Source organism: Robbsia betulipollinis, from assembly GCF_026624755.1.
GTDB lineage: Bacteria > Pseudomonadota > Gammaproteobacteria > Burkholderiales > Burkholderiaceae > Robbsia > Robbsia betulipollinis.
On record NZ_JAPMXC010000001.1, the window covers coordinates 2365151 to 2380227 of the forward strand.

Annotated in this window: 17 protein-coding genes; 14 read left to right on the top strand and 3 right to left on the bottom strand. The window is 63.3% G+C overall.

Features of this window, described 5'->3' with window-relative positions:
• Positions 1 to 30: 30 nt before the first annotated feature.
• The 7 genes from OVY01_RS10320 to otsA all read left to right on the top strand — a co-directional run bounded on the left by OVY01_RS10320 (position 31) and on the right by otsA (position 7691).
• A complete protein-coding gene (locus OVY01_RS10320) occupies positions 31 to 348 on the top strand; it encodes an ElaB/YgaM/YqjD family protein (RefSeq protein WP_267847348.1) in 318 nt (105 codons plus the stop codon).
• A 48-nt stretch (positions 349 to 396) separates the two neighbouring features.
• On the top strand, positions 397 to 774 hold the full coding sequence (locus OVY01_RS10325) for a phage holin family protein (protein ID WP_267847349.1): 378 nt from the start codon (positions 397 to 399) through the stop codon (positions 772 to 774).
• Positions 771 to 1064 (top strand): hypothetical protein, encoded by a 294-nt coding sequence (locus OVY01_RS10330; RefSeq protein ID WP_267847350.1) that lies wholly within the window; start codon positions 771 to 773, stop codon positions 1062 to 1064. Before OVY01_RS10325 ends, OVY01_RS10330 begins: the two co-directional genes overlap by 4 nt.
• Before the next feature lie 67 nt (positions 1065 to 1131).
• The gene (locus tag OVY01_RS10335; RefSeq protein ID WP_267847351.1) at positions 1132 to 1380 is read left to right on the top strand and encodes a hypothetical protein; all 249 of its coding nucleotides are present in this window, start codon (positions 1132 to 1134) and stop codon (positions 1378 to 1380) included.
• Positions 1381 to 1842: 462 nt separating this feature from the next.
• The gene (locus OVY01_RS10340) at positions 1843 to 3237 is read left to right on the top strand and encodes a sigma-54-dependent transcriptional regulator (protein WP_267847352.1); all 1395 of its coding nucleotides are present in this window, start codon (positions 1843 to 1845) and stop codon (positions 3235 to 3237) included.
• A 410-nt stretch (positions 3238 to 3647) separates the two neighbouring features.
• Positions 3648 to 6263, top strand: a complete 2616-nt coding sequence (locus OVY01_RS10345) for an ATP-binding protein (protein ID WP_267847353.1) — start codon at positions 3648 to 3650, stop codon at positions 6261 to 6263.
• Between the two features lie 42 nt (positions 6264 to 6305).
• Positions 6306 to 7691: an alpha,alpha-trehalose-phosphate synthase (UDP-forming) gene (gene otsA, locus OVY01_RS10350; protein WP_267847354.1), complete on the top strand. Its 1386-nt coding sequence runs from the start codon at positions 6306 to 6308 to the stop codon at positions 7689 to 7691.
• 96 nt (positions 7692 to 7787) lie between these two features.
• Here the strand turns inward: otsA and OVY01_RS10355 are convergent, their stop codons facing one another.
• A complete protein-coding gene (locus tag OVY01_RS10355) occupies positions 7788 to 8171 on the bottom strand; it encodes a hypothetical protein (protein WP_267847355.1) in 384 nt (127 codons plus the stop codon).
• 340 nt (positions 8172 to 8511) lie between these two features.
• Here OVY01_RS10355 and OVY01_RS10360 point away from each other — a divergent pair, with 340 nt between their 5' ends.
• Genes OVY01_RS10360 through OVY01_RS10370 form a run of 3 tightly spaced genes read left to right on the top strand, consistent with a single transcriptional unit; the run spans position 8512 to position 10509 of the window.
• Positions 8512 to 8898, top strand: a complete 387-nt coding sequence (locus tag OVY01_RS10360; protein WP_267847356.1) for a chemotaxis protein — start codon at positions 8512 to 8514, stop codon at positions 8896 to 8898.
• A complete protein-coding gene (locus OVY01_RS10365) occupies positions 8895 to 9446 on the top strand; it encodes a response regulator (protein ID WP_267847357.1) in 552 nt (183 codons plus the stop codon). The genes OVY01_RS10360 and OVY01_RS10365 overlap by 4 nt, the downstream gene beginning before the upstream one ends.
• Positions 9447 to 9489: 43 nt before the next feature.
• Positions 9490 to 10509 (top strand): YihY/virulence factor BrkB family protein, encoded by a 1020-nt coding sequence (locus OVY01_RS10370; RefSeq protein ID WP_267847358.1) that lies wholly within the window; start codon positions 9490 to 9492, stop codon positions 10507 to 10509.
• A gap of 122 nt (positions 10510 to 10631) precedes the next feature.
• Here OVY01_RS10370 and OVY01_RS10375 read toward each other — a convergent pair whose 3' ends face one another.
• The gene (locus tag OVY01_RS10375) at positions 10632 to 12104 is read right to left on the bottom strand and encodes an RNA polymerase factor sigma-54 (protein ID WP_432422230.1); all 1473 of its coding nucleotides are present in this window, start codon (positions 12102 to 12104) and stop codon (positions 10632 to 10634) included.
• Positions 12105 to 12557: 453 nt separating this feature from the next.
• Between OVY01_RS10375 and OVY01_RS10380 the strand changes: the two genes are divergently transcribed.
• The 3 genes from OVY01_RS10380 (at position 12558) to OVY01_RS10390 (ending at position 13735) form a co-directional block, all read left to right on the top strand.
• On the top strand, positions 12558 to 13046 hold the full coding sequence (locus OVY01_RS10380) for a BON domain-containing protein (RefSeq protein WP_267847359.1): 489 nt from the start codon (positions 12558 to 12560) through the stop codon (positions 13044 to 13046).
• Between the two features lie 67 nt (positions 13047 to 13113).
• The gene (locus OVY01_RS10385; protein ID WP_267847360.1) at positions 13114 to 13473 is read left to right on the top strand and encodes a BON domain-containing protein; all 360 of its coding nucleotides are present in this window, start codon (positions 13114 to 13116) and stop codon (positions 13471 to 13473) included.
• A gap of 43 nt (positions 13474 to 13516) precedes the next feature.
• Positions 13517 to 13735 (top strand): hypothetical protein, encoded by a 219-nt coding sequence (locus OVY01_RS10390; RefSeq protein ID WP_267847361.1) that lies wholly within the window; start codon positions 13517 to 13519, stop codon positions 13733 to 13735.
• Between the two features lie 92 nt (positions 13736 to 13827).
• Here the strand turns inward: OVY01_RS10390 and OVY01_RS10395 are convergent, their stop codons facing one another.
• On the bottom strand, positions 13828 to 14277 hold the full coding sequence (locus OVY01_RS10395) for a PA2169 family four-helix-bundle protein (RefSeq protein WP_267847362.1): 450 nt from the start codon (positions 14275 to 14277) through the stop codon (positions 13828 to 13830).
• Positions 14278 to 14799: 522 nt separating this feature from the next.
• Here OVY01_RS10395 and OVY01_RS10400 point away from each other — a divergent pair.
• Positions 14800 to 14991 carry a DUF2188 domain-containing protein gene (locus OVY01_RS10400; RefSeq protein WP_267847363.1) on the top strand — a complete coding sequence of 64 codons (192 nt, stop codon included), beginning with the start codon at positions 14800 to 14802 and terminating at the stop codon, positions 14989 to 14991.
• The last annotated feature ends 86 nt before the right edge of the window (positions 14992 to 15077 follow it).

Sequence of the window (15077 nt, forward strand, 5' to 3'; positions counted from 1 at the left end):
ATATGGCCAACAAATAACGAGGAGAGGACAATGGCGGAAAACAGCGTACAAATTTCCCTGGGACGTGCAAAGATCAACGAAGACCTGCGTGTTCTGGCATCCGACACCCAGGAGCTCCTGCGTTTGACGGCATCGGCAACCGGCGAACAGCTGGACGGACTGCGTACCCGCCTGAGTGGCCGGCTGGGCGCGTTGAAGAACAAGGCGGTAGAAGCGAAAGGCGTCACGCATGCGAACGCCAGCGCGCTCGCGGGCAACGCAGACGACTACGTGCGGCAAAAACCGTGGCAGGCGCTGGGGCTCGGTGTCGCCGCCGGCATCGTCCTGGGCGCGCTCCTGGCCCGTTGATTCCATTCATGTTTTTTACTCATTATCCACGTCAAGAGGAAGCACGCCATGGCCCAGGCTAGCCTAGTTCAATCTCTGAGGCAGCTGCTGGTCGGCGCGATCTCGCAAACCAGCAGCCGGCTGCGCCTGCTCGCGCTGGAAGTGATCGAGGAGCGGGACCGCGTCCTGGCGCTGCTTGTCGCCGCGCTGGTCGCCTGCTTCTTTGTCTTCATGGCGGTGATCTTCGGCGCCGTGCTGATCATCGCCGCGTACTGGGACACGCCGTCGCGACTGGCGGCAATCGGCTGGCTGGCGGGCGGTGCCTTCCTGGTGGCGGTGCTTGCCGTGGTGTTCTTCATCTATCGCGTCAAGAAGCCGACGACGCTGTTCAACCATAGCCTGAGTGAACTGGAAAAGGATCGCAAGGCGGTGGAGACGCTTCAATGAGCGCGAAGAAATCGAAGGCCGGTGGCACCCTCGCGGAGCGACGCGAGCGGGTGCTCGACGAGATCACGCTCGAGCGCATCAAGATGCGCGAGGCGGTCACGGAACTGCTGGTGCCGGTGCACCGCTTCGAGGCGCTGCGCGAGCGTGCGGGCGGTGCCAGACACTGGCTGTATCCGGTCGCGCCGGTGATCGCGCTGCTGGCGTTTCGCATGCGGCCCCGCCTGTGCTCGCTTCCGTCCCTGCTGACCCGTGGCTGGACGGTCTGGCGCCTGTGGCAGCGTTTTCACTGAAGCAGCGCCTGCACACCGAAGCGCGGCGCATTCATAACGACAGGATTTACGTGATAGGGAGGCTGTAATGGGTCGGAAATCAGGCTTTTTGGTGGCGGCGCTGGTAACGGGCGCGGTGTACTGGCTGCGCCAGCAGTCGCAAAACAAGGCGCGCGCCATGCCGCACCGCGACATCACGCGTTGGGAAGATGAAGGCGGGGCGTTTCATGGCGACCGCGCGCTTCTGTCGAAGGGCGAGCATGCGGAGGCCGAACCCGCGCAGCCGTCCACGGCAGGTGGTTCGACCCGGGACGCGTGGGAATTTCCGCGCGGCTAGCCTGTCGAAATGCCGGTTCGGACGCAGCGCCTGCGCCCGATCCGGCGATGCCGTCGGGCCCGCGCTCCCGCGCGGCGACGACGCCGACTGGCAATATGTCGCGCCTCGGCAGCACCTCCCAGGGTCCATTTTGACCGTCACGCCGGTCGGAAAAAAGCCCGTCTTTCCAGCGGCCAGCACGGCCGTCGGTTCGTTGTACCCTCAGATATCTCTTATAGCTTTATAATCGACCCGTTATTGTCCGGCTCGTCACCGTTTGTGTTCGCGCCCGTACCGGCGTGAAGACAGCGCGGGTGCCGGAGGCGGGCAGATCAGACGCACCTTACCCGCCGACCGGACTTCGTCTCCAGACAAGCTGGCCATCCGCATGGATCGGTCACCTTGTCATGCGGACGTCCGCTCCGGCACCGTGAATCGCTTATGCAGGTGGCTCACGGCAACGATTTCTATAATAGCCAAGCAATGCCACACATTCTCGTAGTCGACGATGACGTCAACACCCGTAATGCACTGGTCGAGGTGATCACGAGCGAGGGTTTGACGATCGCCACGGCCGGTGATCTTCGCGAGGCGCGGATTCAAATCGTGCGCCAGATGCCGGACGTCGTTTTCACGGACCTGAAGCTGCCCGACGGCAATGGCGTCGAACTCTTCGAAGATCTCGACCCTCGCACCGGTGTCGAGATCATCGTTTTCACCGGTCATGCGACGGTGGAGTCCGCCGTCGACGCGTTGAAAAAGGGCGCCACCGACTATCTCGTCAAGCCCATCAATCTGCAACGCGTCAAGGCGATCATCAATCGCATACCCCGCGCGGGCGATCTGAAAGCGGAGATCGGCAGCCTGCGCGGCGAGTTGCGGCGTTTCGGCCGTTTCGGTCTGATGCTGGGCAATTCGCAGGCAATGCAGGAAGTTTACGATCAGATCAATCGCGTCGCCCCCACGGCTGCGTCGGTGTTGCTGATCGGCGAAAGCGGCACGGGCAAGGAACTGGCGGCGCAAACGGTCCACGAACTCAGCCTGCGCCGCAAGCATGAATTTCTCGCGGTCAACTGCGGCGCCATTTCGCCGAATCTGATCGAGTCGGAGATGTTCGGCCATGAGCGCGGCAGCTTCACGGGCGCGGACCGTCAGCACAAGGGCTATTTCGAGCGGGCGAACGGTGGCACCCTGTTTCTCGACGAAATCACCGAGATGCCGATCGAACTCCAGGTCAAGTTGCTGCGCGTGCTGGAAACCGGGGTTTTCATGCGCGTGGGGACCGCCAAGGAGATCGAAACCGACGTCCGGCTGATCGCGGCGACGAACCGCGATCCGGAAGAAGCCGTGCTGGATGGCAAACTGCGTCTGGATCTGTATCATCGCCTGAACGTTTTCCCGATCCAGCTGCCGCCGCTACGCGAGCGCGGCAAGGATGTGCAGTTGCTGGCGGAAAGCTTTCTGGGCGGCCTGAACGAGCGGTATTCGACGCAGAAGACGTTTCCCGCCACGGGCCTTGATTCGATGATGTCGTATGGCTGGCCGGGCAACGTGCGCGAGTTGAAGAATTACGTGCAGCGTGCCTACATCATGGCGCCGACGGATTCGATCAACACCGCGGCCGTGCCGCTGCAGATCTCGCTGTCCAAGCCTGCGGTGGGAACCGCCGTGACGATTCCTTTCGGGACGTCGCTGGCGGAAGCGGACCGGCAATTGATCCTGGCGACGCTGGATCAGTGTGGCGGCGTGAAGACGCGTGCGGCGGAAATTCTGGGGATCAGTTTGAAGACCCTCTACAACCGTCTCGTCGAATACGGCGACGATGCCCGCAACGCGGCTGCCGGCGAAAGCGACACCTCGGCGGAAGCAGGGGCCTGAACAACGGGCGCCCCGCACAACGGCGGGATCGGACGTGGATCCGGTCCACGCTCGGCAGGAAATTGCACGGCATGAAATTTGCGTGATCCCACCATTCGAAGGATCACCAGGAGAAATCATGACCTACCGTGCCCAAACCCCCGAGCCGCCGATGCCGTCCGAGATCCCGCCGGGCCCTGCGCCGAGCGAACCGGTGCCTATCGAGCCGCCACCCAGTACGCCTGACGTACAACCCATCGGCGATCCGCCTGCCCAGCCCGGCGAGGCGCCGAGCATTTCCGCCTAGGGACCACGCGATTCACGCGGGTTGCCGGACAGGGACATGGCGTCGGGTATGAGCCGGCAGGCACCGTAGCGGGTGCGCGCCGGATTGATCCATACTATTTACTGTCACGGGGGCCGGGCTGAGAATGCGTTACCTTTTAAGGCCGGAGCGCGGCGCGTCCTATCGTGGCTGGTTCCGGCTCGTGCCCGGCGTCGTCGCCGTGCCCCTGCTGTGCGCGCTGTATCTATCGAACGATGCGCTCGTCAGCCATGCGTGGCTGACGCGGCTGCTCGTGCTCTGGACCGCGTCGTCATTGCTGATCGGTTTGGTCGAAGTCTGGCACATGGCCCGCGACGGGCGGCAGCGGACCTCCCCCAAACGCGTGTACGAGACGCTGGCGGCCGCCCACGACGCGGCACGAGACGCCGTTCTTGCAACGAACGTGATCGGCGCCATCGTGTATCTGAACGCCAGCGCCGAGCGGCTGATCGGTGTCACGGCCGCGAACGCCCTCGGCGAGCCGCTGGATGCGGTGCTGAATTTGCATCTCGCTTCGGGTGGGCGCATCGACCCGCTCGATTGCCGCCAGGCCGATGGCGTGTCGCCATGTGGGGATGTCCCGCTGGCCGCCTTTGCGTTTCTGCGCGCGACGGACCGCACGACGCGCCCCATACAGTTATCCGTCCTTCCATTGCTTTCGGAGACGCGGCGCGTCGAGGGCGCGCTGCTGTTCGTGCGCGACGGCGCGCGCGCGCACCGGGCGGCTCAGAACGACGCGTACGCCCGGCAGGTCACGCATGCCACGCTGGACGCGGTCATCGATATCGACGCCGATCTCACGATCTGTCGCTGGAACAAGGGCGCCACCCAGCTCTTTTCCTACCACGAGGACGAGGTAACCGGCGAATCGCTCGCCATGCTCGTGACCGCCGATCGCAAGCAGGCGCTCGAGCAGACAGTCAGGGCCGCCCTCGCGGGAGAGTGTTTCAGCGACCGGGACCTGACGATTCGTACGCGCGATGGCCGCGAATGCGACGTGTCGCTGACGGCGTTCCGGATCGAGGTCGCGGCCGGCGCCCACCGGCACGCGGTGCTGGTGCTGCGCAACATCCACGAACGGCGCATCGGCGAACGGCGGGTGCGGCATCTCGGCGCGCAGCTCGTGCGGCGTGCCCAGGAACTGCAGGCGATCTTCGACATCGCGCCGGTTGGCATGGCCATCGCCGATTCACCCGACTGCCTGCATGTCCGGCCGAACCTGGCGCTGGCGCGGATGCTGGGGGTGGAGCGTTCGGCCGAGGTGACGCTGGACCATGCCGCAACGTATTCTCTCTGGCATGACGGGCAGCCCATGCAGGCCTACGAGTCGCCCCTGCACGCGGCGGTGGCGCAACGCGCCGCGATCACGCCGCTCGAAATCGAAATCCGTACGGCCGACACGAGCGCCACGGTCATGGCGTACAGCGCGCCGGTGATCGATCAGGACAACGCGGTGGTCGGCGCGATCGCGGTATTCGTGGACATTTCCGCGATGAAGCATGTCCACGCCGAACGGCAGCAGTTGCTGGCCGAGGCGATCGCGGCGCGGCGCGCGGCGGAGGATGCCAGCCGCCTGAAGGAGGAATTCCTCGCGACGGTGTCGCATGAACTGCGCACGCCGCTCAACGCCATGCACGGCTGGCTCGAAATCATGCAGCGCAAGCCCGATGCGCAGACTCAGGCGCGCGGTCTCGACGTCATTCGTCGCAACGTCCGCGCGCAGACGCGCGTGATCGAGGACATCCTGGATGTCTCGGCATTCGTCACCGGCAAGGTGCGGCTGGTGGTGCGGCCGATCGATCTGCTGGATGTCGTGCGGGTGGTCGTGGAGTCCCTGCGTCCCACCGCCGATGCGAAAGCGATCCATCTGCTGCTGACGGACGAGCGGATTCCGGCGGGCGGCGAGGCGCCGGTCAATGGCGATCCCGAGCGCCTCCAGCAGGTGATCTGGAACCTGTTGTCGAATGCGGTCAAGTTCACGCCCTCGGGCGGGCGCGTGCGGGTCGGCCTGTCGCGCGCGGCGCAGCACTTCGTGGTCAGCGTCGCCGATACCGGCGAAGGTATCGATGGCGCTTTCCTGCCCTATGTCTTCGATCGCTTCCGACAAGCCGATTCCTCGATCGAGCGCCGGCATGCGGGGCTGGGCCTGGGACTCGCGATCGTGCGGCACATGGTCGAACTGCACGGCGGCAGCGTGTCGGTGGAAAGTGCCGGCCTCGGCAAGGGCGCCACGTTCGCGATCCAGTTGCCGGTGCGTGTGGCGAGCGAAGGGCCTCCCGACACCGTGGGCGCCTCGACCGCGGATGCCACCGGCACGGCGACTGCCCGCAAGCCGCTTGCAGGACGCGACATTCTGATCGTCGAGGACGATGCGTCCGCGGCGGACATGCTTGCGCACGCGCTGGACGACGAGGGCGCGAGCGTGCGGGTCGCGCATTCGGCGGCGGTCGCGCTGGCACTGATCGCTGCGCGCGGGCCCGATGCCGTAGTCTCGGACATCGGCTTGCCGGAACGCGACGGCTATGCCTTCATCGGCGACGTGCGGGCGGCGGAACGGGGCGTGGCAGGCACGCGCCTGTATGCGATCGCAGTGACCGCCTACGCCCGCCCGGAAGACCGCGATCATGCGCTGGCGGCAGGTTTCGACGCGTATCTCGTCAAGCCGGTGGCGCCATCGAGCGTGACCCAATTGCTGGCCGCGCATTTCGCGAAAGGCATATAACTTGCATGAAATGCACATTGCATGCGTGAAATGGATGAGTGAATGAGTCGATTGATTGTCGTTTCAAATCGTGTCGCGCCAACGTCGGAGGGCCGCCCGGCGGCGGGCGGCCTGGCCATCGGAGTACTCGATGCCCTGCAGGAAACGGGCGGCGTCTGGTTCGGCTGGAGCGGGGACATCGTCGCGGAAGCCGCGCCGCCGCACATCGAATTGCGTAGCAAGGTGACCTACGCGACGGTCGGTCTTACACGGCGGGACTACGATCAGTATTACAGAGGATTCTCGAATGCCACGCTGTGGCCGGCTTTCCATTACCGTAATGACCTGCTGCGTTACGATCGTCAGGAATACGCCGGCTACAACCGTGTCAACGAATCGCTTGCCCGGCAGCTGGTGGCGCTGCTGGAGCCGGACGACATCATCTGGGTGCACGACTACCATCTCATCCCGTTCGCGCAGGCCTGCAGGCGGCTGGGGGTGACGAATCCGATCGGTTTCTTCCTGCACATCCCGTTTCCGGCGCCGGAGGTGCTGTACACGGTGCCACCGCATCGCGAACTGATCGAAGCCCTGATGCAATACGATGTGATTGGGTTCCAGACGACCGCCGACGTGCAGTCCTTCAACGACTACATCGTCCGCGATGTCGGCGGCAAGGTAGATGCACAGGGGCGGACGTCGGCGTTCGGACGTCGTGCACGCGTGGCCGCCTATCCGATCGGCGTGTATCCGGATGCGATCGCGGCGTCGGCGCGCGACTACTCCAATCGCCGCCTGGTGGCAAAGGTGCGCGACAGCATGCGCGGACGCGCGCTGATCATGAGCGTGGACCGGCTGGACTACTCGAAGGGACTGGGCGAGCGTTTCGCCGCTTTCGAGCGGCTGTTGCAGACCTCGCCGGGCATGCAGGAACGCGTATCGCTGGTGCAGATCGCACCGCCGACCCGTTCCGACGTCAGCACATATCAGAAAATCCGTCAGTCGCTCGAGGCCCAGGCAGGGCGCATCAACGGCCGGTTCGCGCAACTCGACTGGACGCCGATCCAGTATCTCAATCGCAAGTACGAGCGCAATGTGCTGATGGCGCTGTTCCGCGCGTCCCAGGTGGGTTTCGTGACGCCCTTGCGCGACGGCATGAACCTGGTGGCCAAGGAATATGTCTCTTCGCAGGATCCGGACGACCCAGGCGTGCTGGTGTTGTCGCAATTCGCCGGCGCGATAGAAGAGATGTCCGGCGCACTGGTGGTGAATCCCTTCGACGTCGCACAGATGTCCGAAGCGCTGGAACGCGCGCTGACCATGCCCTTGCCGGAGCGACAATCGCGTTACCGCGACATGATGGTGCCGCTGCGCCGTAATAATCTTTCGGTGTGGCGCGATACCTTTCTGGTCGACCTGCGCCGCGTGAAGCGCAAACCGGCGAACTGAGCGGCGCACCGGGTCTGGACAATGCAAAAGGGGGACGGCATGAACCGTCCCCCTTTGCACGCCCGCGGGACATCGTCCCGGCAGGCCGGTCAACCTTTACTTGCCGCCGCTGCTGCTGCCGCCGCCGCTCGCGCCGCCTTCGCCACCGCTCAACGAATTCTGGCCCGACGTCACCGCCGCACCGCCCTGATGGGCGCCCAGCATGTGCGTCGAATTGCTGTCGCTGGTAATGCTAGTGTTGGGCTTGGCCTTGCTGTGCTTCATGCGGTGCTTCGTGGTCGTACCCGACTTGGCGGTGCCGGTCGTGGTCGCGCTGTCGTCCATCGAGCCGCCGCGGCTGGTGCCCACGGCACCGCCGTCGTCGCCTGCGGCACCGCCGCCGCCACCGCCGCCCGCGCCCTGGGCGATGGCTGCGCCGGACACGCTCAGGGCGATCAGGGCAATGGCTGCGGCACTCGATATGATGCGCTTCGTTTTCATTTGGTTCTCCTCGGTTGTGGTGATTGCCACGAATGTCTCACTGACATATCAGGATAAGCAATTAGCGCGCCAGGTTCAAAAAACCGCTTTGCTCAGGAGGGATGTCTTCCTTACGCTTCTTTCATATGGTTTGCCCGTCAAGCGTCGGCGGGGCAGGGCATGGGAAGGTCTGTAAAGATTTCCGTAACATGGCGTGCTTTCCCGGCTCATCCTTTTCGGGAGATTGCAAAACGACCCGGGAGCATGGGTGGACAATGCACGGCGTTCCGCACCGTGGCGCGCGAAATCCATGGTATGAATCTTGCAATCTATCCGGCTGTGACGTAACGGAGGACATATCATGTCAGGAAGCACATTGAACCCGCCGGCAGAGAGCCCTCCGGGGACCGGCATCGGTCACTCGACGGCGGAATTGGGACCGAGCGATTCCAGCGATAGCGGCAGCGACGTGCAAGGCGCGGTGCGTCATCCATCGGATATCGACGACGAATTGGACGCGCACGCGCTCGAGGAGGGGGCGCTCGAGTTCGACAGCGATACCGATCAAAGTGGCACGGGCGAACGCGCTTCGGCGGATGGCGACGGCGATCTGCGTCTCGATGGCGACATCCTGCCCGACTCGGTCGAATCGATCGCCGATATCGCGGATGACGCCTCCTTGCCCGAGGACGCGCTCGACGACGACGCTGCTGCGGACGCCGCGGCCCGCCGCGCAGACCGTCGATGAGTGCCGCCGCGTGCGGGCAGGCCACCGTGCCAGCCATGCAGCGGAACGTAGCTGCAGCGCAAGGTGACGATACGACCGCGATGCGCGTGGTCGTAATCGACGACCATCAGGATGCGGCATCGGCCCTTGCGTTGCTGGTGGAACTGTGGGGTTACGATGTGCGGGTCGGTTACGACGGCTACGCGGCGCTGGAACTTGCTCAGGGTTTCGATCCGCATGCCATGTTGCTCGACATCGGACTGCCGGGCTTCAGCGGCTACGAGGCCGCTCGCTGCATACGGCAGGCGGAGGCCCGCGCACGCTCGGGGCCGGCATTGCTCGTGGCGGTGACGGGGTATGGTTCTCCCGAGGATATCGCGCAGGCCATTCGCTCGGGGTTCGATCACCATCTGATCAAGCCGTCCAACCCCGATGTACTTGAGCGTTTTTTGCGTAACCAGGCGCGCCGTCTGTCGGTGCGCAATCACGAACCTGCTGCGACCTCCTTCGCCCCGACGTCGATCGGGAATGGGCAGGGAGAGGTCGCAGCCGAGCCGTCCGGCACCTGAACCGATCAGACGATAAGCCCGCATGACCCCTCAGGAACGCACTTTGCCCGAACGATTGGTCGAAACCCCCTTGCGTGGAACGATTCACGCCGATGGCGAGCCCACGCGGCAAGCCGGCGCTACCCCCAAAGGCTGGCTCGGGCATCTGAAGAAATGGGGAATGTGGTTTTACGAGCCGGTGCGCGATTGGATCGCGGACCGTTGTTCCTCACTCTCCGCATCGATCGCCTTTTACTCGGCGTTTTCTCTCGCACCCACGCTCGTGTTGATCATCGCTATCATCAGTTTTTTCTACGGCGCCGATGCCGCGCAGGGAAAACTGGTGGCGCAGATACGTGGTGTGGTGGGCGAGCAGGCGGCCGCCGGGATCCAGACCCTGATCAGCAGCGCCTGGAATGCGCGCACCGGCACCGGCACCACGGTGATCTCGATCATCGTCGTCGCGATCGGGGCATCCGCGACGTTTTCCTCCCTGAACACCGCGCTCAATGAAATATGTCCGCCGGACAGCACCGCCGAGGGTGCCCGCGCCAGCATCCTGAGCATGGTGCGCATCCGCCTGATCTCGTTCGGGCTGGTCATCGGTGCGGGCTTCCTGGTCGTCGTGCTGCTGGTGCTGGATGCCGTGATCAATGTCGCCGGGGCCTGGCTGCTGGGCGCGGAAAACCCGTCTTTCATCCTCGCGAATCTGGCGCAGCGCTTCGTCAGTTTCCTGATTCTCCTGGGCGCTTTCTCGGCATTGCTCAAGTTGCTTCCCGACGCGCCCATACCCTGGCGCGCCGCCTTCATTGGCGGCACGACGAGCGCGCTATTGTTTACCGGCGGAAAGAATCTGTTCAGTTTTTACCTCGCCCATGCCGGTACGGCCAATTCCTTCGGCGCGGCTGGATCGCTGGCTGTTGTTCTGATGTGGTTGTACTATTCCGCCGCCGTGTTCCTGCTCGGTGCCGAGGTCACTGCGGCCAGCGCGCGCCGCAGCGGCGACATGGCACCTCATCCGAGGACCGCGCGCAAGCCAAAGCGGCTACGGCAACCCGTGCGCACGTCTGCCCCGGGATCCTGACGGGCATCTGCGAGCCGATGCCCGTCAGCTCGCCGGGCGTTTGCATCCGGCATCGCGCCCTGCACGGGCGCGGCCAACAGCAAATCTCCCGCATGACAGCGCCGGAACTGCCTCCTGGGCCGTCAGGCGCGACGCATTTCCGCTGGCGGGACTTTCATCAGCCGCCGATATTTCGCCACCGTCCGACGCGCAACGATGACGCCTTGCTGCGCCAACAGCTTGGCGAGCGTAACGTCCGAGAGTGGGGCATTGCCCGGTTCGGCCGAAATCATTTCCTTGAGCAGCGCGCGTACCGCGGCTGCGGAACAGGTGCCGCCGCTTTCGGTACCCAGTTCCCGCGGGAAGAAATGCTTGAATTCGAAAATGCCGCGCGGTGTCGCCATGTATTTGTTGCCCGTGGCGCGCGAGACGGTCGACTCATGCAGGTCGAGCTCGTCGGCCACGTCGCGCAGCACCAGCGGCTTCAACGCGATTTCGCCGTAATCGAAGAACGCACGCTGATGCGCGACGATGGTTTCGGCGACCCGCTGGATCGTCGAGAAACGCTGTTGAACGTTACGCAGCAGCCACCTTGCTTCCTGAAGCTGTTGTGCCAGTGGCGAGCGGGAGCTGCCTTCGCTTTGCGCGAACATTTCCGCATACATCCGATGCACCCGCGCGCGCGGCATGACCGCGGGATTGATCGCCACCGCCCAGCGCCCCTTGACCTGCCGTACGATGACGTCGGGAATGACATAATTGTTTTCCTGAACCGCGGCGCTTTCGCCCGGCTTCGGGTCGAGCGTGCGTATCAGGGCGGCGATCGCCCGGACAGCCTCCGCGTCGCATCCCAGGCGCTTCTGGAGTTCCGCATGCTCCCGCTTGGCGAGCTTTTCGAGATAATTGTTGACCAACTCGATCGCCAGCAGGCGATGCGGTGTCTCTTCGGGCAAGGCTTCCAGTTGCAGCGTCAGGCACTCTGCGAGCGAGCGCGCCGCGATACCCGGCTGGTCCAGCGTCTGCACGAGCCGCACGGCGTTGGCGAATTCATCGGTGCTCAGTGGGGGATCGCAATCGCCCAACTCGACGAGCTCGTCCAGCGATTGACGTAGATAACCGTCATCTTCAAGGGATTCGATCACGATTTGTGCGGCGAGGCGGTCGCGGCCCATCAATGGCGAGAGGCGCAGAGACTGATGAAGCTTTTCGCGCAGATTGGGCACCACGTGCATCCAGTCGCCCGCCTCGAAGCCATCCCCGTCGCCTGTGCCGCTACGCGACGAATAGGAATCGGATGAATAGGAATCCGATGCATATTCTCCGCCCTCGGAATTCAGATTATCCGTGTTGCCGACGCCTTCCACATCGTTGTCGCGGGAGGTTTCCGCCGAATTGTCGCTCGACGGTTCGCGCTCGCCGCTACCGCCGTCGAGCGACATTTCCCGCGGATCGGCCTGACCCGACGCGGCCAGGTTCGTGCCTTGCGCGGGCGCTTCGCCGTTGCCGCTTTGCGCGTTTTCTTCCGCCTCGAGGAACGGGTTCGTCGCCAGTGCGTTGTTGACTTCCTGGGTGAATTCCAGCGCCGACAACTGCAACAAACGCACCGATTGCTGCATGCGCGGCGTCAGTGTGAGGCTTTGCCTTGCCCGGAGTTCAATGGAGGGATGCGTCACGGAAACCTCTGGAATAAAATCTGGGAGTTGCTTGATCAAGTAACGTAAGCAACCCGCGTACCAGCTTGTGGATCCATTGTGGAATTCATGTACGCCAAGCGAGGGATTCCCGCAACAATGCGCGAAATTTTTACATCCTGACACGGAAAAAAGCTGTCTTAATGAGGCGCGTAAAGGTAGTCTCGCTTCTGATTCGACCCGCGGCGTGGGCGGACCACGTGGCTTACCGCTCCGCGATATCCGGAAATGCTTGCTACCAGAGGTCCGGCGAGCACGATGCTCGTCCCCGAAAGCGCGGGCATGCAGGTTTTCCGGTCGCGGCGGTCCTATTCCGGCACGGCAATTGCTTTGATGACGGTAGATGTTGCAACGGCTGGCAAGAATGGAGAAATCGCGATGACGGCCAACCATGAAGAGCGTGAAACCTACGATCCTCGATTGCTGGAGCGTGCGGTCCGCACCCAGGAGGATCCGAGCCAGTCGTCCGAGGTCAAGGCCACCGGCACCGGATCTGCCGAGTGGCACCCGGCGCAAGGTGCCGGACCTGACGACTGGCTGGACCCGGCGCATGCGTATGCGACCCTCTCCAGCGCATCACGGTCGAGTGGCGCGGGAACGCACGGGCGCCAGCAGGCGTGTGTAACCACCGATGCGCCGAATAGGGTCGCCACCTTGCTGGAAGAGGTAACGAAGCGGGTCATGTCGACGGATTACCTCGACACGTCCCATGTGCGTCTCGCCATCCAGGATGGCATGGTGACGTTAAGCGGCTCCGTCCCGGAAGAGCGGGGCGCGGAACAGATCGAACAACTCGTCGCAGGGTGCGACGGTGTGAAGGGAATCGACAACCAGTTGCGCGTGGAACGCGCGGCCGGTGACAGATAGAGGACGATTGCCATCTCGAAGGTGGCACATACGATCCTCGACAACACTAGCAAAAGGAGAAAACAATATGAAGGCGATTCACATCATCAAATCCGTCGGGGGTATTGCGTGCCTGTCTTTGGCATTGGCCGCTAATGCACAAGTTACTGTCACCGATTCCGCTGCCAGCCACACCGCGGCAACCCCGACGCACGAGACGGCCGGCGAGCATATCAGCGACGCGACCGTCACCACGAAGGTCAAGGCAGCGCTGGCGACCGAGAAGGGCCTGAAGGCTCTGCACATCCATGTGAAGACCCGCGAAGGCGTCGTGCGTCTGACGGGTTCGGTGCCGGATGCGGCGCAAAAGTCGCTGGCCGCTGAAACGGCTGCGAACGTGGGCGGCGTCAAGTCCGTTCGCAACCATCTGAAGCTGGTCGCAGAATAAGTAGCACGCGTTTCATTTCAATCGTCTTTCTCAGGAGTCTGACATGAACAAGTTTTCCAAAATCGCCTTGATCGCGGCACTGTCGATTGGCGTGTCCGCGCCGGTCTTCGCTCAGAAGGATCCGACCGCAGGCACGACCAATTCGGACGTGACGGCTTCGACGACGACGGGCGCTTCGTCGACCGGCGCGGGTCATCACACCACGCATGCGAAGAAGCACAAGAAGGCGTCGAGCATGGATGGCGCGAGCGCTGCGGAGTAAGCACGCTTCGGAGGGTTGCCGTTGCGCGATGCGCGGCAGCTTTCTCGAAAAAAAACGGGCCTAGGCCCGTTTTTTTATTTCACGGCAAACGCTTAACCACGTGCCGCGAACTTGTCGCGCAGATCACGGATGACATCGTGATTCTGCAGCACGCCCTGGTACTGTTTTTCGACCAGAACGCGCACATCTGCCGGAAGTTCCTTGTCCAGCGCTTCGCGGTAGTTCTTCTTGGCGGCATCCTCGCCACGCTCGACTTCGGCCAGGATCGCATGGTCGTCCTGCGAGGTGACCGCGGACTTCACCTGCAGCCAGCCGCGGTGCAGCGCACCCGTCACCGAGCCGCTCGTCTCCGGCTTTTCGCCCAGACGCGTCACTTCCGCCTGCAGCGCGCTGACGGCCGTGGCGCACGCCTGTGCGCGCGACGCGAACAATGCCTTCAGTTCGACGTCCTTCGTGTCCTCTGCGGCCTTGCGAAAGCCTTGTTCCCCATCCTTCGAGGTTTCGATCAAATCATTCAGTACGGAAGCGACTTCGTTAGCCATTTGTTCATCTCCTTGGTTTGAGGGTGTCGCCCAGGCGTCCGATCCAACCGGACGCTGGCGGATGCGTCCCGATGACGCTGACTATGCGCCATACCCGGACTATTTAGCACATCGCGTGCCAGGCAGGATGCGCGGAGAGCGGCAGTACCTGCACGGAGGTTGGTGCCGTTGGCTTGCCATCGATGCGCCGTCGTGATTGGCCCCGGTGTATTCGCATGGGTGTCCTGAATAACGCTCCATCGTTCCCTCGATGATCGTAGGACGAGCCCTTGATTTACCGGGCGCGTAAGTTTTGCATGCACCTTCGCCTCGCTTGCCGGTTCTTTTTCGACACGGCTGAACATTCGATTCCGATCGCACGTCAGCCAGCATATCGACGCAGATTCGAGGGGGTGGCATGCCGGTTGCTAATACTCCATGTGTCTAACTTATGATCGTCGCTGCATATCGTTGACGGTCGGCCCGTTCGAGCGTGTTCGTTGATGTTCCGCTCATCCTCATCGAAGCTATTGGAGAATCCGCATGTATTACGACACGACGAACGAGACCATCTTCCGGGTACTGCGTGGCAAGGACGGGCGCTGGGAAGTGACGCAGGAAGCGGCCAAGCGTCCGCTGGCGCGTTTTGACCGCATGGACGATGCGATGCAGTATGCGCGCGATGTTCAGGCGGAGAATCGTCGCTATGCGTGGATCACTGCCCGTCAGGCGTGAGCCGCGGCACGCGGTAACGGCAGGCGCCGCGCTGGGCGAAGATTTTAGCCATTCCCGCGCGCGGCACGATGCAGCGCGCTGCCGGA

What these genes read in the sequence shown, in the direction of transcription:
- OVY01_RS10365 (WP_267847357.1), top strand. Translation starts at nt 8,895, where the DNA reads ATGAGTGCCGCCGCGTGCGGGCAGGCCACCGTGCCAGCCATGCAGCGG.
- OVY01_RS10395 (WP_267847362.1), bottom strand. Translation starts at nt 14,277, where the DNA reads ATGGCTAACGAAGTCGCTTCCGTACTGAATGATTTGATCGAAACCTCG.
- OVY01_RS10400 (WP_267847363.1), top strand. Translation starts at nt 14,800, where the DNA reads ATGTATTACGACACGACGAACGAGACCATCTTCCGGGTACTGCGTGGC.
- OVY01_RS10335 (WP_267847351.1), top strand. Translation starts at nt 1,132, where the DNA reads ATGGGTCGGAAATCAGGCTTTTTGGTGGCGGCGCTGGTAACGGGCGCG.
- OVY01_RS10345 (WP_267847353.1), top strand. Translation starts at nt 3,648, where the DNA reads ATGCGTTACCTTTTAAGGCCGGAGCGCGGCGCGTCCTATCGTGGCTGG.
- OVY01_RS10340 (WP_267847352.1), top strand. Translation starts at nt 1,843, where the DNA reads ATGCCACACATTCTCGTAGTCGACGATGACGTCAACACCCGTAATGCA.
- OVY01_RS10390 (WP_267847361.1), top strand. Translation starts at nt 13,517, where the DNA reads ATGAACAAGTTTTCCAAAATCGCCTTGATCGCGGCACTGTCGATTGGC.
- OVY01_RS10325 (WP_267847349.1), top strand. Translation starts at nt 397, where the DNA reads ATGGCCCAGGCTAGCCTAGTTCAATCTCTGAGGCAGCTGCTGGTCGGC.
- OVY01_RS10360 (WP_267847356.1), top strand. Translation starts at nt 8,512, where the DNA reads ATGTCAGGAAGCACATTGAACCCGCCGGCAGAGAGCCCTCCGGGGACC.
- OVY01_RS10385 (WP_267847360.1), top strand. Translation starts at nt 13,114, where the DNA reads ATGAAGGCGATTCACATCATCAAATCCGTCGGGGGTATTGCGTGCCTG.
- OVY01_RS10380 (WP_267847359.1), top strand. Translation starts at nt 12,558, where the DNA reads ATGACGGCCAACCATGAAGAGCGTGAAACCTACGATCCTCGATTGCTG.
- OVY01_RS10355 (WP_267847355.1), bottom strand. Translation starts at nt 8,171, where the DNA reads ATGAAAACGAAGCGCATCATATCGAGTGCCGCAGCCATTGCCCTGATC.
- OVY01_RS10320 (WP_267847348.1), top strand. Translation starts at nt 31, where the DNA reads ATGGCGGAAAACAGCGTACAAATTTCCCTGGGACGTGCAAAGATCAAC.
- otsA (WP_267847354.1), top strand. Translation starts at nt 6,306, where the DNA reads ATGAGTCGATTGATTGTCGTTTCAAATCGTGTCGCGCCAACGTCGGAG.
- OVY01_RS10375 (WP_432422230.1), bottom strand. Translation starts at nt 12,104, where the DNA reads ATGCAGCAATCGGTGCGTTTGTTGCAGTTGTCGGCGCTGGAATTCACC.
- OVY01_RS10330 (WP_267847350.1), top strand. Translation starts at nt 771, where the DNA reads ATGAGCGCGAAGAAATCGAAGGCCGGTGGCACCCTCGCGGAGCGACGC.